Below are 24,538 nucleotides of genomic sequence, written 5' to 3'. Positions count from 1 at the left end.
TCTTGGGAAAATAAGGCTGAAGCCGGGCCATCTGCTCGTCCGTCAGCCAATAAAGGTCACTCATAATCCACACTCCTCAGGAGCATGAATCAGATCACTACAACAAAATCAATGGGTCCTGAGCCTAACTTGTTGAATTTGTGCAGAATAAACGGCAAACAGGAACAAAATGATGCGTAGTATCAATGAAGTGTTAGCAGCTACGGTCCCTGTCGTGGCGATGGCCACCGTCATGCTATCCGCGCCCGCCATGGCTCAGGATAATTCTGTGCCGATTTACAGCTTGCCATGCGCGGGTGGGCTGCCCTGTGTATCTCCGCCCCCCGAGATTATGTTCGGCCCCGATTATTCCGCTCCCGGGCAGGTTCTGGAGACGCCGCCTGCACGCGGTCCCGGCTATATGGCGCAATCTTTCGCCGCAATCGCTTTCTGGCGTACGGACGACGGGCGATATGACTATGCCTACGGCAGCCAGCGCGCCAGTTCCCGTGAAGCGGCAGAACGCTATGCCATTCGCGAATGTGAGTTCAGGGGCGGCCGGAATTGCACCATCAGTTTATGGGGCGGCAACGGTCATTTTGCGATTGCGCGCGGCGGCGACGGGCGCTTTTATGCCGGTTTCGCCGGTAAGCTCAACCAGGCGCGTAAGCTGGCGGTCAATGCCTGCAAACAGACGTCTGGTAACTGCCGCATAGTGGAAACGGTGGACAGCACCCCCTATTATTTCCAGTTCTGAAACCTTCCGTTATGCGCGGATCGGCCTGATATAATGCGGTTACTGAGATCACTGGCTGCACAGACGCAGACATGCGGTCTGTCAGTTTTTCCCGCAACCGGAGACAAGAGCGGCGACTCCCGCGCGGGCACCTTCCAGCGGAATGGATTGGGTCGCGTCCGCGAGCGTTACGCGCAGTGTCTGTCCGCTGAGCACGGAAATCAGGTTTGCATCAAGCGGTGCTTCACCTTCAAGGACGATCTGGTCGCCAAGTTCCTGCCGCTCCGCCTTTGCCGACAGCGTTGCCTGCCCGCCTTCAGAAGCAAAAATGATGTTGGCTTGCGTGCCATCACGAACCCGATCCCGATCATCATGATAACGCACAGAGAAATGACGGCTTTGGTTATCGCAGACCAGCAGCAGGTTCTGGGTGCTGGTGTCCGAAATCTCGTACGCAAGGAATATCTTACCCTCGCCCTCACGCAACTGCCAGGACAACCCCTGCTGCGCAGACGCCGGAATAGCGAGCGAAAGCCCCGCGATCATGGCGGTCATGGCGGTCATAAGGCTGTAATTTAGTATTCTCATCGCGTCCTCATCATGGGTAATGCCCCGCTTCGGGCAATATTCAAAAACAGGATGGCCGGTTTCAGTCTATCCCGCCCGTTCAGACCGGTCCAGTATCAACATGGTCACGTAGCATTATACCGCCCTACCTATCATATGGCTGCCTTTCCGTTTAGAGACCGATATCGCAGCAGAGCCAGACCAGCGAGCACAACAAGAAGGTAAATGCCAATGCCCCCCAGCGCACTGCGGCGGCTGCGGCAGGTCAGCATGGTCTGTGAATCGAATGACTGACCGTCACTGGCGGCAGGGACCTCCCACGGATCAATCGTGCCGGGGACACATTCGCCGATAGCGAACGCTCCCTTCCCTGTCTGTGTCGGCTCAACAACAGTCGCGGTGTCACTAAAGTTCGCGGGCGTCATCCGCGCAGGTCCGGAGTGAGATAGAGAAACACGCAAAGCAGTATCAGACCTGCTGCCGCGCCTGATGCCAGATACCTTATCATGCGTTTCTCCGCTTCATGGCACACAGGCTATGGATCTCGCATTTACTCATAGCCATTCCGTGAAATCATGTTCGTTGACAGAGTTCCAATCTGCGGATTTATTGTCAATGGTTTGATAGTCTTAGTCACAGGCCGTGCGCCGAACAGAAGGTTTCCATGCAGCATATCGCGATATCACTGGCGCTTCTGGTCTCGGCTGTCGCCGTGCCAACTATGGCACAGGTCAAGGATGTTCATGGCGAGCCTCTTGCGGCGGGTCAACCCGCTGAAGGCGAGGTACGTGACTTTAACGGCGGGACAATCACGGCCGGACGCGAAGCCTCATGTAGCATCGGCGAGGCGGATGCCGAACGTCAAAGCTGCATTTTCTTTCCACGTAATAAGGATGGCAGCTTTGCCATCGATGTATCGGGCAAGGCCTATTACGCCGACAAGGTAGATCAGACGCGTGTAGTCCTGTTCTACGACAATGGCGCGCGTCTGGTTCCTCTGGGGCAATATGTTCGCAGTAAAGACCAGTCCGATTGCTGGGTACAAGCCGAACACAGCGTCTGTGTCACGCTTTCGCATCAGCATTAGGTTCAGGATCGCATAGAGCACCTGATAATGGCGGCTCCAAAGCTGCCCCCGCCCTATAGTTTTGATGTTGTGATCGAAGTGGATAGCCATGCGGCACCCGTCTGTCGGGCAGTCATTCTATCGACAAATTTTATATTAGACGTAAGCCACGGCCCTCAAACGCAGAAAAGCCCGCTTTTGCGGGCTTCTAGTACATTGTATTTTCTGTGTTTGTTGGTTGCGGGGGCACACAACCGCCGTTATCGAACATCACTTAAGTGCTTTGTATAATGGCGTATAATGTCATTGAAGCGCCCGTTGCGGAAATGGAGCCGGCTTGGTGCCGGTTTGAAGCTTTCAATCCTAAGAACGGTACGCGATACCGCTGGTCCACCATATTGTGATGCGCCATCAACCCTTAGCGGGGTGATCAATTGCCGATCCAAGCGTCAACCTTTGCAGGGCGCCGATGCTTGAAGGTTCAGGGGCAGATTTTGCGCACTGTCTAGCGTTGTGCCAAATAAAATATAATCTATTTTATTTTTAACTCAGCAGACACCCTACCCAACATGCCAATATAATATAACCATTACAATTAGTTGTTGTTAAATTAGAATTTCTTCATTCCGAGTTAAGTTTTTATCATCGCTAAATTCCTATTCATTTTATTGTAATTAATTGCGACAATCAATATGGGTGTGCGGCACCATAATTATTTCAAAAATGAGGGGCGCATGACCGCATCTGTATCCACCGCCAATAACCGTTACCGTACCCGTTTGAATCTGGGCGTAGCCAGTCTTGTCCTGTCGGTCGCCATGTCACTGGGCGCCGCTCCGACAGCAATCTCCGCAGAAGCCGATGCGGACTCCGCCGACGCGGCGACCGAGGAAGTGGTTGTCGTAGGCAACCGCCGCAGTACGCAGGTACTCGACAGCGCCAGTCTGGTTGACCTCCTGTCTCGCAAAGAAATTGAAACCGGCGGCGGCGTTGTACTTCAGCAAAGCCTGCACCGCCTGTCACCTTCATTCAACTTCCCTCAGGGGCAGGCCGCCCGTGTCGGCGGCGGCTCCACACGTTCGGCCTCACTGCGCGGCCAGAACCCTGACCTGACGCTGGTGCTGGTAAACGGCAAGCGTCGTCATGGCTCTGTCGCCACCGGTGGCACCTTCCCGTTTGGCGGTGCCGGTTATGCCGATGTGAATACCATTCCCGTTGCGGCCATTTCCAAGGTTGAAGTCCTGCTTGACGGCGCTTCGGCACAATACGGCTCTGATGCGATCGCCGGCGTTCTGAACATTGCCTTGCGTGAAGATTCCGAAGGCGGTGCGATTACCACCACGCTTGGGGAATATAAGGAAGGCGATGGCGCCACCCGCGCCGTCAGCGGCTGGTGGGGCACCAAACTCGGCAATGATGGCTTCCTGAATGTCAGCCTTGACTGGTCAAGCCGTGATGCCACCGACCGTTCAGGTCCGGATATCCGCCGCCGCTATTTCCGTATCGCCAGTGACGGCAGCCCGTTGCCCGCAACCAGCAACGCGGGTACGGCAGACCCGCGTGAGCCATTTGGCCGCGATAGAGTCGGTCAGTGGGGCAATGGGGCCATAGATCATTATTCAGTCCTGTTGAACGCAGGTTATAATCTGACCGATAGTGTAAAGGCCTATGGCTGGCTGAACTATGCCAGCACCGATACGACCGCATGGGTCAACCCTCAGGTGCCCGCATCGGATTCCAACATCCGCGCTATTTTCCCTGACGGCTTTCAGGTTCGCGGCGAATACTATGATAAGAACCATTCGGCACTGGGGGGCATAAAGTATGACTCCGCTGTCGGCCAGTTCGACTTTGCCATCGGCTATGGTCGTAACCAGCGTGACACGCACAATTTCAATCTGGTCGCCCCAAGCTATGGCCTTAACAGCAGGACGGACCTTTATTCGGGCCAGATCCGCGCCGAGCAGATTAATCTGACCGCTGACTATGATCGTGATTTCGACGTGTCATGGCTGGCCAAACCTCTGGCGTTTCAGGCCGGTGCCGCCTACCGTTATGAGAAATGGTGGGTGTCGAAAATTGGCGGGGAGCAATCGTGGAACCACGGCGGCGTAGCCATTCTTGACGGCCCGAATGCGGGCAATCCGGCAGGCTGGGGCGGCACTGAACAGGGGATTGCGCCTTGGGATGTCACCAAAGGCGACCGCGACGTTTACAGTCTCTATGCTGGCGCTGACTTCTGGCTAAGTGACAAGTTCCAGATTGGTGCCACCGTCCGTACGGAAAACTATTCCGATTTCGGATGGACAACGACGGGCAAGGCCTCGGCACGTTATGATTTCACACCTGCCTTTGCCTTGCGCGGTACCTATTCAACCGGTTACCATGCCCCAAGCGTTGGGCAACTGGCCTATCAGAACAGTGGTTATACCGGCACATGGGGTCACGCCTATGAAGTAGGTCAGGCTCCGGCCCCGAACCGTTCGCGTCAGGTGCGCCCCGATGATCCCGTTGCCAAGGCTCTGGGGGGTGGTGCACTTGATCCGGAAACCTCAAAGAACCTGTCCGCCGGTTTTGTCTGGCGTCCTGCTCCGAATGCGTCCCTGACGATTGACGCCTATCAGATCGAAGTGGACGACCGCATCGTTGCCACTCAGGCCCTGACCGGGCCGGTTGTGGAGGCCGCGACGGCCGCCGCTGGCATCGCGGATTACAAGAGCATTACCTTCCTTGTGAACGGCCTCGACAGCCGCACCCGTGGTGTGGATGTGCTCGGTCGTTACGGACTTGATTTCGGTTCAAAGGGGTCACTCGACCTGTCTCTGGGTTACAGCCGCTTCGACACCAAAATTACACGCGTAAGAGAAAACACGGCCACGAGTGTCCAGTTGTTCCAGCGCCACATCGTTCTGAATGCGGAGCTTGGAACCCCTGAATACAAGGTCGTTGTTGGCGCTGACTGGCGTTCAGGCAACTGGGATGTCAATCTCAACCAGTTGTTCTACGGCAAATATACCTATGTGCATCCGACCAATGCGGCCAATGACGAGGTTTATGACGCCAAGGGCTACACCAATCTTGAAGTCAGCTATAACTTCGAGGGTGGCACCCGTCTGAGCGTTGGCGGGAACAATATCTTCGATAGCTATCCGGCACAGTTCATCGTGGCCAATCAGGTGAACGGCATTAACCGTTACTCCTTCATCCATCCCGAAGGGGCGAACGGCGCCTATTACTACGTACGTCTGGGACATAGATTCTGATGTCACAGACCGCCTCTACGCCAGTAACCGATATCAGAAAGGGCGCGCCGGCAACGGCCGCCCGATCCGGCGGGTCTTCCGGGCAGACACAAACCGCCCGCTGGAAACCTCACCCGCGCAGTGTCCGGCGGGCAATCGCGTTATCGCCGTTCGTCGTTCTGGTCGCCCTGTTGTTTGTCTGGCCACTGGTTATGCTGGTGATCGGTGGTTTCCGCAGTGCCTCCCCCTTCCTGCCCGGTCACTGGACACTTGAGGCCTGGCGCACGACGTTCCTTAGTGCCGGAACCGTAACAGCGATCGTCAACTCGGTGAAGATCGCCGTCATCAGCACCACGGCCGCGACCCTGATCGCGGCGGCGCTGGCCTTTCTGTCCGAACGCACAGATACGCCGTTCCGCAAACTGATCATGCCCGCCATGCTGATGGTCTTTGTGACCCCCGGCCTGTTCTACGCCGTCGGTTTCACCATGCTGGCCAATCCGTATACGGGCGTGCTGAACGACCTGATACGCCATGTGAGCGGTGCCGAAACGCCCTGGCTGAATGTCAATGGGTGGGGTGGTATCTATACGGTGCTGATCCTGAAAAAGGTCGCTTTGACCTATCTGTTCCTTGTCGGCGCGTTCAAGGCGCTTGACGCCACTCATGACGAGGCCGCCTATATTGTCGGTGCCGGGCCGGTGAAAACCTTCTTTCATATCAATCTGCCCAGCCTGTCGCCTGCGGTTACCAGTGTGGTGCTTTTGGGAATTGTCGCTGGTCTTCAGGTGTTTGACCCCATACTGATATTGGGGGCCAGCGAACGCATCGTCGTCATTTCGACCCTTCTGATGAACATGGCCGGTGGCCTTGGGACAGGCGGGGCGAAATATGCCGAAGCCAGCGTGCTTTCGACGGCCTTTGTTGCTTTTATTGCGCTTCTTTATCTGGGCCAACTGAAAGTGCTGGGGCGGCGCAGCTTCGAATCCCTCGGCGGCAAGGGCGGACAGAGACGCCCCTTCCGCATGCGCCATGCAGGCCCCATTATTGGCGGGCTGGTGCTGACCTATCTGCTGATCGCCTTTGTCCTGCCCGTCGGCGCACTGATCCTGTCTTCGGTTCAGCCCTATCCCGGCGTTTACATTGGTTTCTCGCTTGACCGCTACATAGAGGTACTTCAGTTCCCGCGCGTAGCCCAGGCACTTCAGGTCAGTCTGGTTCTCGGTGTGATCGTCGGCGGGGTCACCATGACCGTGGCCTTCGCCATTACCGAAATCGGCCGCACGCTGGGACGCAAAGGCTATGCGGCAGTACGCTTTGCGACCCTTATTCCGTTCGCAATGCCGGGGGTTGTGTCAGCTCTGGCCATTTCCTGGGCCTGGTTGAGCCTGCCCGGTTTCGGCCAGTTCTATGGTTCGATATGGCTGGTTATTCTGGCCCTGATCGTAGTGGCCAGCCCTCTGGCGACGCAGATTGCCGCTTCAGCATCATCGCAAATATCACCGGCCCTGTCCGAAGCGGCCCGCATAAGCGGGGCCAATCGCCTGCAAACCTTCTTCGAGATCGTGCTGGTATTGGCCCTGCCCAGTTTTCTGACCGGATGGTTCATGTCCGCCATGATGGTGGCCGGTAATCTGGAAGTGCCATTATTGCTGAAATCCCCGGGTGTGAATACGCTGGCGGTCATCAGCTACAATCTTCAAACCTCCGGCGATTACGGTCAGGCGGCAGCGCTTCTGATCCTGCTTAAGCTGTTCACTATCGCACTCTGGCTGATCATTCTCACCCTGCGCCGCGTCCTTCGTAACGGAGGAGCCGGCCTGCATCGCCAATGGCGTAACCTTAACCAAGCCTTGTTTCAGAAACGGGCTAATCGCCAGACCGCTTCTGAGGAGACGACCCTGTGAGTGAAGTTATTCTGCGTAACGTACGTAAGCGTTTCGGCCAGTCTGTTCGCGCCGTCCACGATCTTGATCTGGATATTGCCGACGGTGAATTTTTTGTTCTTCTGGGGCCTTCGGGTTGCGGCAAGACCACGACCTTGCGTTGCGTGGCCGGCCTTGAAGAACCTGACGGCGGTCACATCAGCATAGGCGGTGACATCGTCGCCGATGCCGACAAAGGCCGCTATGTCGCGCCCGAAAACCGTAATGTCGGCATGGTGTTCCAGTCCTATGCCCTGTGGCCGCACATGAGCGTGCGTCAGAATGTCGGCTATCCCTTGAGGGTCCGCAGCTACAGTCGTGACGAAGCCAGCAAGGCGATTGGGGCGGCGCTGGAACTGGTCGGGTTGGAAGGCTATGGCGATCGCTATCCGTCGGAACTGTCCGGTGGCCAGCAACAGCGTGTGGCTCTGGCCCGGGCCATTGTTGCCCGTCCGAGGCTGTTGTTATTCGATGAACCCTTATCAAATCTCGACACACAATTACGTCTGCGCCTGCGTCAGGATTTGCGCCGCGTCCATACTGAGATCGGATACACCGCCGTCTATGTGACCCATGATCATGGCGAAGCTCTGGCTCTGGCCGATCGAATTGCGGTGATGAACCACGGCCGACTTGAGCAGGTCGGCACCCCCAGCGAGATTTTCCTGTCTCCGCGCACGCGATTTGCCGCGGAATTTGTGGGTTATGACAATTTCCTCGCAGGTGAGATCGAAACCGTAAATCAGACAGATGCGCTTGTCCGCGTTCAGGGCATCAGCCTGCCGCTTGAAGGGCGACTGACTGATAAAATAAACGCCGGATCGCGCGCCATTGTCGCCGCCCGTGCCAGCCATGTCACCGCCTCGCCTATCAACGGCCATACACCTGAACTGGTGGGAACCCTGTCAAGCCTCAGCTATATCGGCGACCGCTATCAGGGAGAGGCACGGGTCGGGTCGCATACGCTTTCGGTCACCCTGCCGCTTGAACAATGGGGCACCGGCCGTGCGCAGGATACCCGCCTGATAGGTTCGCCCGTAGCACTCAGCACACAGGATCTGATTGTCCTGCCCTATGTAGCGGCTGATGAGGTGGCTCAATGAGCCGCAAACTGAAACGCCCGCCCTATCTGGCCGGACTGATTGGTTTAGGCGTTGTTCTGGCCCTGATACTGACGTTTGGCACCTCACAGGAAAACCGCACCCGCGTTACTTCGGGCCGGATTGCGCCGGAAAAGCTGGTCTTAAGCGGGACGCCCGAAGAACAAGCGGCCCTGCGCCAGCTTTATGCTGATGCCCTGAAAAACGGAGAGCATCAGGTCGTCGTCTATCAAGCCGCCGTCGATGCTGAATGGCAGCCACTATGGGCAGAGTTTTCCAAAACCTTCCCGGGTATCGAAGTCGTCTATATGCATCTGTCGCCTACGGGGGTGACCGATCGTCTGGATATCGAAACGGCGACCGGTGCACACTATGCCGATGTAATCTCACAACCGGTAAATGTTGTCCTGAGCATTGCCGAACGCGGCTATCTTCAGGCCTATACGCCACCGACACTGGGCCAGTTGCCAGAAAAATACCGCGGGGCCGATGATCAGGTGATCTTTGGCTTCTCGAAGGTCTATGGGCTTGGGTACAACACGAAACAGGTAAAGGCCGAAGACCTGCCGCAATCCATAGAGGCACTGCTGTCTCCGGAATGGCAGGGCCGGTTTGAATATGGCGCACCCGGCGGCGGCGCGGGCACTACCGATGTGGCTCTGGTGAATCTTTTGTCGCGCGGGCGTATCACATGGGAGGACTTTCTGCGCCTGCGCGATAACGGCCGGTCAGGACCCGCACAGGAAGGCGGCGTCATCACCATTGCACAGGGCCGCGCCAGTCTTGCACCATGGGTCTATCTGCCGCCGTTTGAGCGTCAGCAGAAAGCCGGTGCGCCTATCGGTATTGCCTATATTCCTGACTTTACCCTGATTGTCCCGTTCGGGCAGGGCATAGTCAAGGAACCCGCACATCCTCACGCCGCCAAACTTCTGGTGTCGTGGTTACTAACCCCTCAGGGCCAGAAGGCTCTGGCGGAAAAATCCGCCACTCTGGGCAATCAGCCTAATGCCCCAAGTCCCTCAGGCTACCCCACTGATCCCGCGCAACGCGCGCTGGCCGAACCCCCTCCGCCAACCGAAACCGTAGTCCTGCTGCGTCAGGTCGTACCTGTTGCCGTCGATGTCTGGCAGGGCGGTGATCTGCGCCGCGCTCCTGATCGCCCTATCCGTTGAGCCTCACCTCATGACCACACCGATTATTGATCTGCACAGCCACTGGTTTTCTCCCTCATCTGTTGCGCACCTGAGCGACCGTACCTATGGGCCACGCATCACCACTGATACCAGTGGAGTGAAGGCACTGCATCGTCCGGCAGCCGGTGAAACGCCCCTGCCATTTGTTCTGGGAAACCAGTGGTTTGATATTGAAGCACGTCTGGCGCACCTTGACGCCAACCATGTAAAACATCAGCTTTTGTCATGGCCGACGACGCTGGGGGTCGATCCGGCCCTGAGCGCGGATGACACTCGCTTAATCTGGCGCGATTATAATGATGAACTGGCTGCATTGGTGCGTCAGCATCCGCGTCACCTGAGCGCTGTCGCCGCGCTTTCGACCTCTGATATTTCATGGTCAGTAACTGAGCTTAAACGCAGTCATGAAGAACTGGGGCTGATTGGCGCTGTTCTACCGGTCAACGGCTTTGCCTCACTCGCGGCCGCACGTCATTTCGCGCCCCTGTTCGCCGAAGCTCAGAAGCACAAAAGCCATATCTATCTGCATACCGGCTATGCGCATCCGCAGATATCCGGTCAGCCACCGGTCTGGCTTCATGCGGATAATCCTCAGGTGCGCGGCACCCTTGATACCGCCTGGCAATTTGCCTCAAGCGTTATAACACTGGCCTATACCGGTTTTCTGGATGACTATCCGGATGTAACGGTTCAGGTGGCCATGCTCGGCGGTTCCGGGGTTATTGCCCTTGTCGCCGAAGCGGCCAAAGCGTGGGCCTTACGTCATGGTTCAGTCCCCAAAGACCGGTTTGAGCGTTTATGGCTTGATACCGGAGCGGCCGGACAAGGGCCTGCCGCTATTGCCGCCGCCGTACGTGTTCTGGGGGCAGACCGTATCCTGTTCGGCTCCGATTATGCACCGGCACCGGACATAGCCCCTGTCATTGCCAATGTTCAGGCCGCCGGTCTGAGCGAAACCGATGCCCAAAAGATATTTTACAGTAACGGCCATGCCCTACTCGCACGACATGGCATCCAACTGGACTAAGCACCATGACACAGATCACCGATACCCGTTTTAACATTACCTCCGCCGATGGCCAGATTGACGCCGAAGCGTTCCACCCCGAAGGAAACGGCCCGTTTCCGGCTGTCATTCTGTTCACTGACATTCGTGGATCGCGACCGGTTTACAGCCGTCTGGCGCAAAAGATTTCTGCCCTTGGCCTGTATGTTCTCGTCCCGCACGTCTATTATCGTGCAGGACCTGCCCCTGTGATTGATCCGGCCTTACCGGTACAGGACGAGTCTGTACGCGCCCAGCGGCAAGCGCTGCGGGCCGCCCTGACCCCCGAAACTCTGAGCCGTGATTTTGCGGCCCTGACAGATTTCCTGAGGTCTCGGCGCGAGGCCGAGGCCAACAATATTGGGGTGGTTGGATACTGTATGAGCGGTGCCTTCGCCCTGCGGCTGGCTGCGGAATATCCTGATCGTGTCCGCGCCGCAGCCTCATTCCATGGTGGTGGTCTGGCAACCGATGCACCCGACAGCCCACACCTGCTGGCTCCGCGCCTTAAGGCACGTCTTTATTTCGGCCACGCCGATCATGACGCCTCCATTCCCGCAGAATCTATCGCCCGCCTCGAAGACGCGCTGCAACAGGCCGGAGCGGACTTTGAGAGCCATGTCTATGACGCCCGTCACGGTTTTGCCATTGAAGATGCCGCCGCCTTTGACCGCGCCGCCTATGAACGACATTTCGGCGCCCTGACCACCCTGTTCGGAAGCACCCTGCTGGCGTCATGAGTGAATTCCACAAAGTTTACGAACCTCCGCAACGGAAAAATCCGTTCAGCCTGAAAGTGACACCGGAGGAACTGAAGGCAGCGGGGGCGCTGGACATGGCCTCCATGCCGGTCGTACTGAAACGCGTCCTTGGCCTGATTATGAAGTATCCGGTGCGTACCGGACTGGCGACTCTGTCGAGCCTTGGGGCCGCCTTTTTTACACTGGTGACACCTGGCCTTCTGGGGTCGGCGGTGGATCAGTCACACCAGCTGTTACAAACCGGTGCCGCCGAAACCTCTGTGCGTCAGGCCCTTCTGGTCACAGCAGTCCTGATTATTGGTGCCGGTATCCTGCGCGGCGTTCTGCAAATGACCTCAGGTTATTTCGGTGAATATGTTGGCCAACAGGTCGGTCGTGATCTGCGGCTGGCCTTTTTCGACAAATTGCAGAAGTTGGGATTCGATTATCACGACACCCACCATTCCGGTGATCTGATCACGCGTGGCATGCTTGATCTTGAGGGCATACGCGGCTTTGTCGAAAACGGCCTACAAAGGCTTCTGACATTGCTGATGCTTTTGGGGATCGGGGTTTGGCTGATGCTGGCCGCTGATCCGTTGATGGCGGTGCTGGCCCTGAGCTTTGTGCCGGTTGTTCTGTGGCGGGCAACCCGCACAGGCATTTTCATGCGCCTGATCTGGTCACAGGTACAAAAGCAACTGGCCATCCTCACCCGAGTCATGGAGGAAAACCTTCAGGGGATGCGGGTTGTGCGCGCTTTTGCCGCGAAAACGCATGAGCTTGGCCTTTTCGATGCTGAAGCCAATCGCGCCCTCAGGTTATCCAAACGCCGGATCACGGTGCGCTCAGGTTCCATGAGCCTTATGGGACTGGCCTATTACACGTCCATGACGCTGGTTTTATGGGTCGGGGGCCACCGCATTATGGCCGGCACCCTGACCTTAGGCACCCTGACCCAGATTCTGACCTTTATGACCATCCTGCAAACTCCTGTGCGTCAGGTAATTATGATCGTTAACATGTCCGCCCGCGCCAGTTCATCCGCAGGCAGGTTATTTGAAGTCATCGACAGTCAGCCGACGATTGCGGATCAACCTGATGTCCTGCCTCTGAAACTGACCGAAGGCGTGCTACGGTTTGAAAATGTCGGCTTTACCTATGCGGATGGCACAAGGGCGCTTGAGAACATAAATTTTGAAGTCAGACCCGGTGAGACTCTTGCTGTGGTCGGTGCACCCGGATCAGGTAAATCGACACTGGCCCACCTTATTCCGCGCTTTTATGAACCAACCGAGGGGCGCATAATACTTGATGGGCAGGATATCCGTCAGGTGAACCTCGCCTCGCTCCGGCGTCATGTGGGACTGGTGGCGCAGGACGTATTCCTGTTTGATGCCACGGCCCGCGACAATGTTGCTTATGTCCGACCGGATGCTTCCAATCCAGAGGTCATTGCCGCCACCCGAACCGCCCATATTCACGATCATTTGTCCGGTCTGCCGGACGCCTATCAGACATGGATTGGCGAGCGCGGGGTTAATCTGTCCGGTGGCCAGAAACAACGCCTGTCCATCGCTCGTTCGGTTACTGCCGATCCAGCGGTTCTGGTGTTTGATGACGCCACGTCGGCTATTGATGCCGGCACCGAGCACAAATTGCGTCAGGCCTTAAGCGAAAACGGCCGCAAACGGGCCACCGTCCTGATTGCCCATCGCCTGGGGGCCTTACGCCACGCTAATGAGATCATTGTTCTGGATAGAGGCCGTATCAGTGAACGCGGCACACATGAAGCGCTCCTGCAAAATGACGGGCTTTATGCGGCCCTGTGGCGACTGCAAAGCAGCGAAGACGAAGCCGGTCGCGAGGCCGTTCGTGAAAAGATACGTATCGCACTTGCGCAACGCGCCACTCACCCCGCACAGGAGACCACCATATGACGGGTTTTACCGGTTCCGGTTCCGGCCCCGCATCCGGCCCTGCCCCTGTGGTCAGCAGGCCACAGTCTCAGGATGAAGCCATATTCGAAAGCTTCAATCCCCGTGTCCTCGAAAGGTTCGGGACTTACCTCAAACCCTATCGTCAGGAACTGTTCTTTACCCTGGCAGCGGTGGCCGCTTTTGTTGCCGCTCAGGTTACCATCCCCCTTCTGATTAAGGCTGTAGTTGATCATTCCGCAGGCACCGCAACAGATAATATTCCGTTTGATGTCCTGATTGCCGCCTTCGCCGGTTTAATTGTCCTGAACACCATCAGCAATTTCTTTCAGGAGTGGTCGGCAGCGCAACTGGCGCAGAAGGTCGTTTTCGACCTCAGACGCGCCATGTTCAGCCACCTTCAGGACGTCTCTCTGACCATACTCGATAAAACACAGGTCGGACGCCTGATGTCGCGCCTTCAGGGCGATGTAAATGCCCTGCAGGAGTTTCTGGAAACCTCAGTATCCGCTTTGGGTGATCTGTTTTTGCTGTTCGGTATTGTCGGTGTCCTGTTGTGGCTTGACTGGCGGCTGGGTCTGCTGACGCTGGGTGTGCTTCCGGTTATGATCGGTATCCGCGCCGTGTGGCTACCTTGGGCCAAACCGCTGTTCCGTCGGGCGCGTGATACCTCGTCCATCGTCAATGGTGTGTTGGCGGAAAATATCGGCGGGGTGCGCACCGTTCAGGGTGCCCGTCGCGAAGATCACAATTTTGACTACTTCTCAGAGCGCGTGACCGACAGCTTCAACGCTCAGACCAGAGCCGCCCTTGCCGCACAGCTTATGGTACCCACCGTTGAAATCCTGACTGGTGTGGCGCTGGCCCTGATCGTCGTCATTGGCGGATATGCCGTATTGGGTGGCCAGATCGGCGTCGGCGTCATGGTTGCCTTTATTTTTTACGTGCAGCGCTTTTTCGACCCGATCCGCACCTTGTCGATTCAGTACACAGTCATGCAAAGGGCTATGGCCGCCGCTCACCGGATATTCGAGGTTCTGGATGTGCCGGTGGATATTCGTGACAAGCCTGATGCCGTGCGCCTGTCCGACGAGCCGCCATCCGTCGAATTCCGGTCGGTAACCTTCGGTTATCAACCGGATCACCCGATCCTGAAAGATATCAGCTTCCGCGCCGAACCGGGCCAGATGCTGGCTCTGGTCGGACCGACCGGCTCCGGCAAGACCAGCATAACGGCACTTACCAACCGCTTTTACGACGTTTGGGAAGGTCAGGTTCTTGTCGGCGGCCACGATGTACGCGATGTCGAACTGCCTTCTCTCGGTCACTTCGTGTCTATGGTTCTGCAAGAGCCGTTCCTGTTCACCGGCACCATTCTTGAGAACATTCGTTATCGCTCAGGCGCTACGGATGAGGATATATTTGCCGCCGCCAAGGCGGTGCGCGCCCATGATTTCATCACCCGCCTGCCCAATGGTTATGCCACGCGACTGGCGCAGCGGGGCCAAAACCTGTCTCTTGGCCAGAGACAATTACTGAGCTTTGCCCGTGCTCTGGTGGCCAATCCGAAAATCCTCATTCTCGATGAAGCCACCGCCAGCATCGACAGCTTCACCGAACTCGACATTCAGGAAGCCCTCAAGGTGCTCCTGAAAGGCCGCACCAGTCTGGTCATCGCCCACCGTCTGGCCACAGTCCGCGATGCCGATCGTATTCTGGTACTCAAAGACGGACGCATCATCGAAGACGGTGATCACGATGCCCTGATCCGCCAGGGCGGCCTCTATGCGGATCTCTACGCCCGAAACTACGCCTCATTTGATGATTTGACGGCCTAAAACCAAGAGGACAACGCCATGACAATCCAGACATTATCCAGACCTGAAATTCCTGAAAGGATCAACGCCCCGGTCAGTTATCACAGCCATATCTATTTCAATGCAGCCCAGAGAACGATAGCCGAGCAACTGAACGAATCCCTTCAGGACAATTTTAAGATCTGGGATTACCGCTGGCTCGATGCCCCCAATCAGTTGCACCCCTCGGCCATGTTCCGCTTCGCCCTGCTGAAAGAGGATTTCCAGCGCTATGTCGAATGGATTCTCAAAAACCGTCAGGGACTGAATGTGCTGGTTCACCCCAATACCGGCGATGGCTATGCCGACCATACCTATCTGGCGATCTGGCTGGGCGACAAACTGCACCTGAACATCAAAAAACGTCCGGCCGATGCCCCCAACCCTTATGCGGATCGGCCAAATCCGATGTTTCAAACCCATCTTGCCGGACTGGTTCGCTATCGCCCCGGCGATGACACCCTTGCTCAACCTGCACAGCCAAAGGACTGATGATCATGTCTTCTGTAAGCCTGCCTGAAATCCCCGAAGATATTGGCGATATTGTCGCCTGGCACAGCCATATCTATTTCACCCCGGAAACCCATCATATCGCCCTGCGCCTCAATGAGGAGCTTCAGGACAATTTCAAAATCTGGGACTATCGCTGGCTGGACGCGGCCAATGGCCTGCACCCCACGCCGATGTTCCGCTTCGCCATCCTGAAAGAAGATTTCCAGCGCTATGTCGAATGGATTCTCAAGGCCCGAGCAGGTCTTGTGGTGCTGGTGCATGCCATTACCGGTGATGACTATGTTGACCACACCTATCTGGCTCTGTGGATCGGGGAAAAATACGAACTGGGCGTTGAACGAATGCGCGAAGCGGCCCTGAAAGCCAAGGCCGAGGGCAAGCCCGCCATCTCAGGTGTCTTTGAAACCGGTCGCAACGAAGCTCTTGCCGGGCAAATCCGTTTTCGTCCCGGTGATGACATCTATAAAATTCGTAACCAGCCCACAGAAGGCACACAGGCATGACCCATTTACCTAACCTCGCACGTCGGCATTTTCTCAAGACGGCAGGTGCCGCAGCCACAGCTATAGGCGTCGGCATTCTGACGGGAAGTGCACTTGCACAAACACCGCGTGTTCTGGTGGACTGGCACAGCCATTATCTGTCTGATGCTGAACTAAACTTTCTCGCCACACGAACGACCGCTCCCAGACTCGTGCGCAATACTGACGGTGTTGCCCAGATCGACAATGTGGCCACCGCTTCTGGCGCAGGACTGGCCTTTACAGGTGTTGCACGTTCTAACATCGAAGCCCGTCTGAAGCAGCTTGATGACAACGGTATTCAGCGGCAACTTTTGTCGCAGACCATCCCACTCGGTTTCGATGCTACCTTATCGATCGAGGACCAACGCAAACTTTACCGCGCCTATAATGACGAACTGGCGCAGGTGCTGGTGCGTTATCCTGGACGCTTCCTTGCGGTTGCCGCCCTGCCTTCCGGCGATCCGCTTTGGGCCGGCGAAGAACTGAAACGCGCCCATAAGGAACTTGGCTTCATTGGTGGCTCCTTGCCACTGAATGCCTTCATCACCCTCAAATCCGCCCGAACCCTTGCGCCCCTGTTTGCCGAGGCCCAGAAACTGAACAGCCACTTCCTGATCCATCGCGGCCCCGCCAGCGACCGCCTCCCCGATCAGCCTGCGGTTATCATCCCCGAAGACACGGCTTTTGCCCGTTGGGGTCTGATCAATGGCACGCATTTGACCGCAGGCGGCATCACGCTGGGCCTGACCGATTTCCTTGATCCCTATCCGGATGTCAGTATCGAGATCGTCATGCTGGCGGGCTATCTGCCACATCTTCTGGATACATGGATCACCGCCGGTCGTAATAACGGGATTGCTGATCCTCTGGCACGTCTCAGACGCTTATATCTCGATACAGGGCCTTACAGCCGCAATGGGGAATGGGTGACGCAAGCCGTGCGTAAGCTGGGGGCTGACCGCATCCTGTTCGGCACGGATTATGGCGTCGGAGGCGGCGACAGAGGCGATATCGGGCCGTCACTCACGACCCTTGATATCGCCCTGACACAGGACGAGCGCCGCCGGATCTATATTGAAAACAGCCGTAACCTACTGAAAACCAAGGGCATAACTGTATAAACATTTAGCGAAAGACCGGCACTGAGATTTTCGAAACAGCAACCGGTCTTTCCCACAAAAGGTGAGAGAACTGCGCGAGCACTTCGCGTTGCGTTAGCCGCAAAACTTCTGTCGTGATGGAAAGAGCTCAACAAGGCTTGTGGCCCAGCATCGCATCTTTCGGATACAGTAAGGCGAGGCTTATAGGGATGAGAGTGTTAGCCTCCTCACCTTGGCGAGGGACGCGCATATTATCTTCGAAAAACGGCCAGATACACACAATCGCTCACCTCGCATGACCGAAAACACGAATTATAGAAATACGACTATTACCCAGGAGCCCGAACTCTTAGCATAATGAATTCGCTCTATCGCCTACCCATCGTAACTTCAGAAGCGTTGACAGGCGGCACGGTGCGATCATCTGCGTTATGAAGTCGAAAAGGCGCCCAATGCGGTCATTCGCCCCACGCCGAAATACCCCGTTACCGGACGTTTCAAACTTATAGCTACTGCCCTGTAAGCGGACTCATAGCATGCAGGTATGGGCAAGTTAACTACGCGAACCTAGGGAAGCGGCAAATGACGAGGGTCGTCTTTTTGCTGCCATTCAGGTAACCCTTGAGTGAGAATCCTTTCAGCTCTCCGCCGGGCGTCTGAGATTGTCTTGGCCCCGACAAGAAACTCACTACTCTCAAGACGGCGCACTTCGCTGCGCGCTCGATTGAGTGCCAGCCTCCATGATTTTTCGGATACCCATGCGGTTATCATATCTCAAAACATATCACGCCGATTTGTCTGCGAAAATCACAAACTAGCTTGAGCGTTTAAGCGATGACCGCCCTGATGTGTACCATCTTGTCCGGCAGTGGGACGATAAGATCGCCCTTCGTCTGAACTGCCCCGTGCCCTTGGCTCTAACGCTGCGCCGAGTTCAACCAGGTGACGCTCAAAAACCCACAGTTGCAGTCCGATAGCTTTGTCTATTAAATCGGTCGTCGAGATCGCGACCGATTCGAGATGTCATAGGGGGGATTCTTGACCGATTTAGCTGATATTCCGGCGCCGCCATCGGACAATACTCTCCTGACTGCCAGCGGCGTGGTGAGCGGTCCGCTCATAGAGCCGTTGACTCGCCTTTTAGTTTATAATGATGAGCAGTGGGAATCCTTTATTCTGGAGTGGGTCGCGGAATGCTTGAAGGGCAAATATCTACAGGTTCAAAAATTTGGAGGTGCGGGAGATAAAGGTATCGACATCGCGGCATTTTGCGATGACCAAAAGCTGGCAGGCGTATGGGATTTGTACCAATGTAAGCACTATGATCATCCGATCGCGCCAAGCGATATTTGGCCGGAAATTGGCAAGGTGCTATGGTATTCTTTCAGCAATACCTTCTCTGCACCACGCGCGTACTACTTCGTTGCACCACGTGACGTCGGAACAAAGCTCAATCTCTTATTGAATAACTCGACACAACTGCGGACCGAGATCCTTGCGATCTGGGATAACAAAATAATCGGGGAGATCGGCAAGGCGCCCGTCCCACTTACGGGCAAGTTCCTGGCGTATGTGGAAAAGTTTGACTTCAGTATTTTTAAAAGCTTGTCACCACGCGAAGTCGTCGAGCAGCACAGAACGACTTCATTCTTTGTCGGCCGCTTTGGCGGAGGGCTGCCGGCTAGGCCGAAGCCTCCTAGAGCGCCTGCAGAAATCAGTGTCACCGAAAGCATCTATATTTCGAAGCTGTTGGACGCGTACGGGGAGCATAAAAAGGTTCCAACACCCACTCTCAGCGAGCTTACCCAATGGAAGCCGCTTAAGGATCATTTGTTGCGTCAACGCGAAGCCTTTTATCACGCGGAATCGCTTCGCGTATTTATCAGGGACAAGGTGGAAGCAGGTACTTTTGAAAGTCTTCAGAGCGAAATTCTTGACGCCATCATTGATGTCGCCGAAAGCGATCATGCGGACGGGTTCGAATGCGTCAAGCAAGCACTCGTGGCTGCCCAAAACTTGCCTTTGACAGGGCACGCTCTAGGGTCTACCGCGCTGACCGCGGACAAGCGAGGCATTTGCCATCAACTTGCAAATGAGGATCGGGTCAAATGGACGAAATAGCCGAAACGGAGGCCCCTCAGACGTTTAATGGCGCCCTGGAGGCCGGAGTTCGCGCCGTGGCCATACTTGAGGCTGCATTCCCCAAAAAGTATGACCTCCAACGTCTTACTGCCTTGGACTATTTGCTTATTCGTACCAACGTCCTCGGCGGCCCCCCTAACCTTCATCCAGAAACGCCAGTGGCAACGCCCGCGACCGAAGTCCGTCACAAAATCGTTCAGGGTGCACTCATGCTCATGATGACGAGAGATTTGATCGAGCGACACGTGACCAAGGATGGTCTGTATTATTCGGCGGGCGAAACGGCAACCATGTTCATGGCCGCGCTTCAGTCGCCATACCTTCAAGCGATAAAAGTTCGAGCCGAATGGTTGGCTCGCTTTGTTGCGGATTACGACGACGATGCCTTTAACGATCTGATGAGCAAGCTATTCGCGGACTGGATTGTCGAATTCCAAAGTGTGGAGCACAGCCTTGGGACAGCACAATGACAAACACGCTCTGCTTAAGATACCTGTCATTCTACAGCCCAATAAAACAAACCGCGACCATCGAATTTCAAAAGGGTATGAACGTAATCTATGGTGCGTCCAACACCGGCAAATCGTTCATAGTCGACGCAATTGATTTTATGCTCGGTGGGAAGGGCCCGTTGCGCGATATCCGGGAGCGGCTGGGGTATAGTCAAGCCGCTCTAGCGTTTGAAACCAGCGCGGGAGAATCCTACACGGTACTTCGTAGTGTAGATGGCGGCGCGTTCACGCTATTTGACGGACTATATGCAGAAACTCCCCCTGAAGGGGATGGGATTGTGCTGGGTGAAATTCACAGTGCTGTTCGCGAGGACAATCTGTCCGCTTTCCTGCTGTCGAAAGTTGGCCTTCAGCATCGGAAAATCAAAAAAAATAAGCGAAACGAGACAAACAATCTCAGTTTTCGAAACGTGGCGCGACTGGTTATCGTGGACGAGCAGGAAATCATTCAGCAGCGTTCGCCTCTTTCTGATGGCAACCCGATCGCCGACACCTCAAACACCTCGACGTTCAAACTGCTGTTGACCGGCGTGGATGACTCGGCACTCGTATCTACGACGCCTCGTACACCTGAAGAATTATCGAAAAGTGCGCAGCTCGAACTGTTGGATCAACTCATCGCAGACTACCAACGGCAGATCAAAGACATCGCCGGCAAAGAGGAGTTGGATGCGCAGTTAGAAAAATTGTCGAATTCTATGGACAGTCAAACCGCGCAGCTCGCGAAGTCTGAAGCTTCGTTCAAAGAAGTATTCGAAGAGCGGCGCGATTTAACCAAACGTCTGGATGAAGGATACGAGCGATACTCGGAGATTGAGATCTTATTGGATCGCTTCTCCTCACTCGATCTCCACTATGAATCCGATATCCTTCGTTTAAGGGGAATAGAAGAGGCTGGCACTCTGTTCACAGCGCTGGCCGATTCGACTTGCCCGGTATGCGGCGCTGCGCCCGAGCATCATCAACATGACAAAACCTGCGACGCAAATGTTGAAGTCGTCGTCGCCGCTGCCCGGGCGGAAGCTGATAAGCTGACCCAACGACAAGGTGATCTGAAAGAGACCATTCGCACTCTAGGCCGGGAAAAAAATGGCTTTGAAAAGCGCCTTCCAACACTTCGGGCCTCCCTGCTGGATGTTACTAACCGTATTGATGCCGTGGCGTCACCGAGCCTTAGAAAAATTCGCGCCACTTACAAGCAATTGGCTGAAAAGAGCGGCGAAGTTAAAGGTGCTCTCGCGCTGCATAGCGCACTACAAGATTTAGAGGGCCGCAGACAGTCGCTCGAAGGCGACGGTAACACGACTAATTCTTCGAATTTTAACGACGTCGAATTGTCGGTTTCTCTGGTAGACGGGTTCTCAACCGTCGTCCTGAACTTGTTGAAGTCTTGGCATTTCCCGAACATCGACCGGGTGTCATTTGACCTGAAATCACGGGATTTGGTGATCAATGGCAACGCGAGAACCTCTTACGGGAAGGGACTGCGCGCAATCACACAGGCCGCATTTTCCATCGGCCTGATGGATTATTGCAAGGCCAACGACACTCCGCATCCAGGATTTGTGGTGATGGACTCCCCGCTCCTATCATATAGTGCACCGGACAGTTCCGACGACAGTCTTTCGGACTCGGACCTGTTGGATAACTTCTATAATTATCTCGCAACCAAGGAGTCCGATCGACAGGTTATAGTCATTGAAAATGAGCGGACCGGACCTCCAGTCGGCCTCGACTTGGTTGCCAATGTTATCAAATTCACCGGCTCAGTCGATATAGGTAGACAGGGATATTTCCCGTCATCAAATCAGGCACCCATTAAAGCAGCCGTTGAGATTGCCCCGCCCCCCTATTGATATCACCACAATTGACTCAGTGTCGCGTTGCCCACGCCATCAGGTAGCAATCAACGCGAGATACAAATGCTTACCTACTTCCGCTTTTTGCACTCGGCGCGATAGCTATAATGTCGGCTTAGGGCCATCCGCCGTCCAAGCCATCTTCGCACCCATCGCGAAAAAATGGATCGCGCCCCACCCAAGCGGACTTTCATATTCATATTCTCAGCAGTTCGAATATCTCAACCAGCTTCGTGAGCATGTAATCTTAGTTAGCTGTCACCAAACAGCATAATCTCATAGTCCTGCGAACCGTGTAAGATCGCATCAACAAGCACACTATCGGCCATGACCGTGTAAATGATGATGTAGGCCCGATAGGGTTTCCGGCGATGGCCGTACTCTTCATAGCGCGGTATGAGCGGGTAAGCCTTTGGATGATCACCTAACGCAAGGGCGGCATCACGCAGCTCTCTTACGAAGCTAACGGCCCGACGGGGATTATCTTTGGCGATATAATCAGCGACTTCTTCCAGCCCACGCTCGGCTTCTTCCGAAAAAAGGACCCTCACAAGTCCCCACGCTCGTCAGCCATTCGCATGTATTTCGCTTCTAAACGATCAAACACTTCTTCTGCTGGTTTGATCCGACCTGCCTTCGCATCATAACGGCTACGCTCCAGCGCTGCGTCCAGCGACGCCAGGCGACGCTCCCGCTCTTCGATAATACGCAGCCCTTCACGCACCAGTTCGCTGGTGTTGTTGTATCGTCCGCTCTGCACCATCTGGGCTGCAAAGCTCTCGAAATACTCACCAAGATAAACGGACGTGGCCATGACAGATCTCCATTTGTACTAATATATCGTACATCAACCACCTGTAAAAGGCAAATGCTCGCTACCTGACAATGTGAGCGCTTCTCCTTTAGATATGCGACGAGCATTCCTACCGGACGTGGTATATTGGAAACGCGCATGAGCGAGCTGCGGCGGGAGGGATGGCGGAGAATCCGTCATGCCCGAAGATCTACCCTTACCCCAAACTTCACCATGGAATAAAGGCCTCCTGGTGGGACAGAAAAAGCCGTTGCAGCCGAAACACGTCTGGTCAATTCGAGTAAGGCTGGAACTGTCCAAATCTGCAAGAGACCTCGCGCTCTTTAACTTAGCCATAGACAGCAAACTAAGGGCCTGCGATCTGGTGCGCCTGCGTGTGAATGACCTCTGCCAAGCTGGGAAGGTCCGCGATCGCGCTACCGTCATTCAGCAGAAAACCGGTAAGCCTGTAAAATTCGAAATCACCGAACACACGCGGCTGTCGATTGAGCGGTTGCTCGCGCAATCACCTGCGGGCATTTCCGGCCATCTGTTCCCCGGTCGGTCTAAGCAGCGGCCTCATATTTCCACGAGGCAATACTCTCGGATTGTTCACAGTTGGGTTGAGAGCATCGGACTGGAGACAACGATGTACGGCACGCACACCATGCGACGAACAAAGGCTTCCCAATTGTATCGGAAAACCGGTAACTTAAGAGCCGTTCAATTGCTGCTGGGACATACGAAGTTAGAGAGTACTGTAAGATATTTAGGCATCGAGGTAGATGACGCCTTGGAAATGGCCGAGCAGATTGACCTCTGAAACTTCTTTTAGGGCGCTCGGCTGTCTATTGCTCCCGGGCGCCCGAAGCGGACATCCTTCGAGTGAACGCCCGAGCGCCCTTAACCGGTCATGGACGCCCATTTTTCTCTGCCAAGCGGATCAGGGAATGGGCAACGTCGGTCGCCACGCAGCGGTATGTGGAGTAGCAAAGTAAGCCGATGGCATTCTGGGCGGACACCCACGCGATGTGAAAGCCATGGAAGATATCGAGTGCGACCGCATTCTCGTTAATTAACTACTCGCTACATTGCATCAACTTCTCTCGAGGCTGGCGGCGTATTAGCAATTCGACTTAAGCGTCCAATAGCTATCAAAAGCGCTGCTCCCGTAAGGCTACCCAACAACATAATGGCCCCAAGCCCTATAGTCAGCGGAATTGAAGGTAGCGCCACAAGGCTGGCAAGCAGGAAGCCGCTAATACCGCTTCCAATCCGCCCCATAGTTGTGAAGCAGGCGACTAAGCTTGCGGTATGGTTGAAGCCCTGCCCGTGAGCCATCGCGTAGGCACGCATGAGCAGCGCCCAGCCTACTATGGTCATGCCGCTGTCCATCAAGCCAATAGCTATCAACACGGGCGGTGAAGACAAATTACTGCTTACACCAAATGTCAGCGATACACCTGTGAACCGCACCGGGTTTGCCGGAGACCGTTTGGTTTAAGTTATGCAGCCATTTCTGGCATGTCCAGCATTGCGTAGTATCTTTCTTCGGCCTCGGCAGGCGGAATGTTTCCTATAGGTTCAAGAAGACGCCTGTTGTTGAACCAATCTACCCATTCCAGTGTTGCAAACTCGACGGCCTCAAAGTTACGCCACGGTCCTCGCCGATGGATGACCTCGGCCTTGTAAAGACCGTTGATTGT

At 55.4% G+C, this 24,538-nt stretch carries 23 protein-coding genes; 18 read left to right on the top strand and 5 right to left on the bottom strand.

What is annotated here, in order from left to right; translation table 11 throughout:
* The first annotated feature begins 172 nt into the window (after positions 1 to 172).
* A complete protein-coding gene (locus E5201_RS03485) occupies positions 173 to 736 on the top strand; it encodes a DUF4189 domain-containing protein (protein ID WP_181404530.1) in 564 nt (187 codons plus the stop codon).
* An 81-nt stretch (positions 737 to 817) separates the two neighbouring features.
* Here the strand turns inward: E5201_RS03485 and E5201_RS03480 are convergent, their stop codons facing one another.
* Both E5201_RS03480 and E5201_RS03475 read right to left on the bottom strand, forming a co-directional pair.
* Complete coding sequence (locus E5201_RS03480) at positions 818 to 1,303, bottom strand: hypothetical protein (RefSeq protein ID WP_219993547.1); 486 nt, start codon at positions 1,301 to 1,303, stop codon at positions 818 to 820.
* Between the two features lie 131 nt (positions 1,304 to 1,434).
* On the bottom strand, positions 1,435 to 1,707 hold the full coding sequence (locus E5201_RS03475; protein WP_140984636.1) for a hypothetical protein: 273 nt from the start codon (positions 1,705 to 1,707) through the stop codon (positions 1,435 to 1,437).
* A gap of 239 nt (positions 1,708 to 1,946) precedes the next feature.
* Here E5201_RS03475 and E5201_RS03470 point away from each other — a divergent pair, with 239 nt between their 5' ends.
* The 15 genes from E5201_RS03470 (at position 1,947) to E5201_RS03400 (ending at position 22,036) form a co-directional block, all read left to right on the top strand.
* Positions 1,947 to 2,369, top strand: a complete 423-nt coding sequence (locus E5201_RS03470; RefSeq protein WP_140984635.1) for a hypothetical protein — start codon at positions 1,947 to 1,949, stop codon at positions 2,367 to 2,369.
* A 713-nt stretch (positions 2,370 to 3,082) separates the two neighbouring features.
* Positions 3,083 to 5,611 carry a TonB-dependent receptor plug domain-containing protein gene (locus tag E5201_RS03465; protein ID WP_181404529.1) on the top strand — a complete coding sequence of 843 codons (2,529 nt, stop codon included), beginning with the start codon at positions 3,083 to 3,085 and terminating at the stop codon, positions 5,609 to 5,611.
* Entirely contained in the window at positions 5,611 to 7,497 is a 1,887-nt protein-coding gene (locus tag E5201_RS03460; protein ID WP_140984633.1) for an ABC transporter permease, read from the top strand. The genes E5201_RS03465 and E5201_RS03460 overlap by 1 nt, the downstream gene beginning before the upstream one ends.
* On the top strand, positions 7,494 to 8,618 hold the full coding sequence (locus tag E5201_RS03455; protein WP_140984632.1) for an ABC transporter ATP-binding protein: 1,125 nt from the start codon (positions 7,494 to 7,496) through the stop codon (positions 8,616 to 8,618). Before E5201_RS03460 ends, E5201_RS03455 begins: the two co-directional genes overlap by 4 nt.
* On the top strand, positions 8,615 to 9,790 hold the full coding sequence (locus tag E5201_RS03450; RefSeq protein ID WP_140984631.1) for an ABC transporter substrate-binding protein: 1,176 nt from the start codon (positions 8,615 to 8,617) through the stop codon (positions 9,788 to 9,790). Before E5201_RS03455 ends, E5201_RS03450 begins: the two co-directional genes overlap by 4 nt.
* A gap of 10 nt (positions 9,791 to 9,800) precedes the next feature.
* Positions 9,801 to 10,838, top strand: coding sequence for an amidohydrolase family protein (locus E5201_RS03445; protein ID WP_181404528.1), 1,038 nt, complete (start codon positions 9,801 to 9,803; stop codon positions 10,836 to 10,838).
* 5 nt (positions 10,839 to 10,843) lie between these two features.
* Positions 10,844 to 11,596: a dienelactone hydrolase family protein gene (locus tag E5201_RS03440; RefSeq protein ID WP_140984629.1), complete on the top strand. Its 753-nt coding sequence runs from the start codon at positions 10,844 to 10,846 to the stop codon at positions 11,594 to 11,596.
* Positions 11,593 to 13,536 (top strand): ABC transporter ATP-binding protein, encoded by a 1,944-nt coding sequence (locus E5201_RS03435; RefSeq protein WP_140984628.1) that lies wholly within the window; start codon positions 11,593 to 11,595, stop codon positions 13,534 to 13,536. Before E5201_RS03440 ends, E5201_RS03435 begins: the two co-directional genes overlap by 4 nt.
* On the top strand, positions 13,533 to 15,371 hold the full coding sequence (locus tag E5201_RS03430) for an ABC transporter ATP-binding protein (RefSeq protein WP_140984627.1): 1,839 nt from the start codon (positions 13,533 to 13,535) through the stop codon (positions 15,369 to 15,371). Before E5201_RS03435 ends, E5201_RS03430 begins: the two co-directional genes overlap by 4 nt.
* A gap of 18 nt (positions 15,372 to 15,389) precedes the next feature.
* Positions 15,390 to 15,881 (top strand): DOPA 4,5-dioxygenase family protein, encoded by a 492-nt coding sequence (locus E5201_RS03425; RefSeq protein ID WP_140984626.1) that lies wholly within the window; start codon positions 15,390 to 15,392, stop codon positions 15,879 to 15,881.
* A 5-nt stretch (positions 15,882 to 15,886) separates the two neighbouring features.
* Positions 15,887 to 16,405 carry a DOPA 4,5-dioxygenase family protein gene (locus E5201_RS03420; RefSeq protein WP_181404527.1) on the top strand — a complete coding sequence of 173 codons (519 nt, stop codon included), beginning with the start codon at positions 15,887 to 15,889 and terminating at the stop codon, positions 16,403 to 16,405.
* Positions 16,402 to 17,547, top strand: coding sequence for an amidohydrolase family protein (locus tag E5201_RS03415; protein WP_140984624.1), 1,146 nt, complete (start codon positions 16,402 to 16,404; stop codon positions 17,545 to 17,547). The genes E5201_RS03420 and E5201_RS03415 overlap by 4 nt, the downstream gene beginning before the upstream one ends.
* Before the next feature lie 1,017 nt (positions 17,548 to 18,564).
* Positions 18,565 to 19,647, top strand: coding sequence for an ABC-three component system protein (locus tag E5201_RS03410; RefSeq protein ID WP_219993546.1), 1,083 nt, complete (start codon positions 18,565 to 18,567; stop codon positions 19,645 to 19,647).
* Positions 19,635 to 20,138 carry an ABC-three component system middle component 2 gene (locus E5201_RS03405; RefSeq protein WP_140984623.1) on the top strand — a complete coding sequence of 168 codons (504 nt, stop codon included), beginning with the start codon at positions 19,635 to 19,637 and terminating at the stop codon, positions 20,136 to 20,138. Before E5201_RS03410 ends, E5201_RS03405 begins: the two co-directional genes overlap by 13 nt.
* Positions 20,135 to 22,036, top strand: coding sequence for an AAA family ATPase (locus E5201_RS03400; RefSeq protein WP_140984622.1), 1,902 nt, complete (start codon positions 20,135 to 20,137; stop codon positions 22,034 to 22,036). The genes E5201_RS03405 and E5201_RS03400 overlap by 4 nt, the downstream gene beginning before the upstream one ends.
* Positions 22,037 to 22,290: 254 nt before the next feature.
* On the opposite strand, the gene E5201_RS03395 is transcribed toward E5201_RS03400, so the two are convergent.
* Complete coding sequence (locus E5201_RS03395) at positions 22,291 to 22,590, bottom strand: type II toxin-antitoxin system RelE/ParE family toxin (protein WP_140984621.1); 300 nt, start codon at positions 22,588 to 22,590, stop codon at positions 22,291 to 22,293.
* Positions 22,587 to 22,853 (bottom strand): type II toxin-antitoxin system ParD family antitoxin, encoded by a 267-nt coding sequence (locus E5201_RS03390; protein WP_140984620.1) that lies wholly within the window; start codon positions 22,851 to 22,853, stop codon positions 22,587 to 22,589. Before E5201_RS03390 ends, E5201_RS03395 begins: the two co-directional genes overlap by 4 nt.
* 178 nt (positions 22,854 to 23,031) lie before the next feature.
* On the opposite strand from E5201_RS03390, the gene E5201_RS03385 reads away from it, so the two are divergent.
* Both E5201_RS03385 and E5201_RS14855 read left to right on the top strand, forming a co-directional pair.
* Positions 23,032 to 23,655: a tyrosine-type recombinase/integrase gene (locus E5201_RS03385; protein WP_140984619.1), complete on the top strand. Its 624-nt coding sequence runs from the start codon at positions 23,032 to 23,034 to the stop codon at positions 23,653 to 23,655.
* Between the two features lie 531 nt (positions 23,656 to 24,186).
* A complete protein-coding gene (locus E5201_RS14855) occupies positions 24,187 to 24,336 on the top strand; it encodes a hypothetical protein (RefSeq protein ID WP_219993544.1) in 150 nt (49 codons plus the stop codon).
* 1 nt (position 24,337) lies between these two features.
* On the opposite strand, the gene E5201_RS03380 is transcribed toward E5201_RS14855, so the two are convergent.
* A partial coding sequence (locus tag E5201_RS03380; protein WP_140984618.1) for an IS3 family transposase occupies positions 24,338 to 24,538 on the bottom strand: 201 nt, incomplete at its 5' end.

Origin of the sequence: Asticcacaulis tiandongensis (assembly GCF_006475605.1) — a bacterium.
Taxonomy (GTDB): Bacteria; Pseudomonadota; Alphaproteobacteria; order Caulobacterales; family Caulobacteraceae; genus Asticcacaulis; species Asticcacaulis tiandongensis.
Note: the sequence above shows the minus strand (reverse complement) of the source record. Positions and strands in the feature narration are given on the sequence as shown.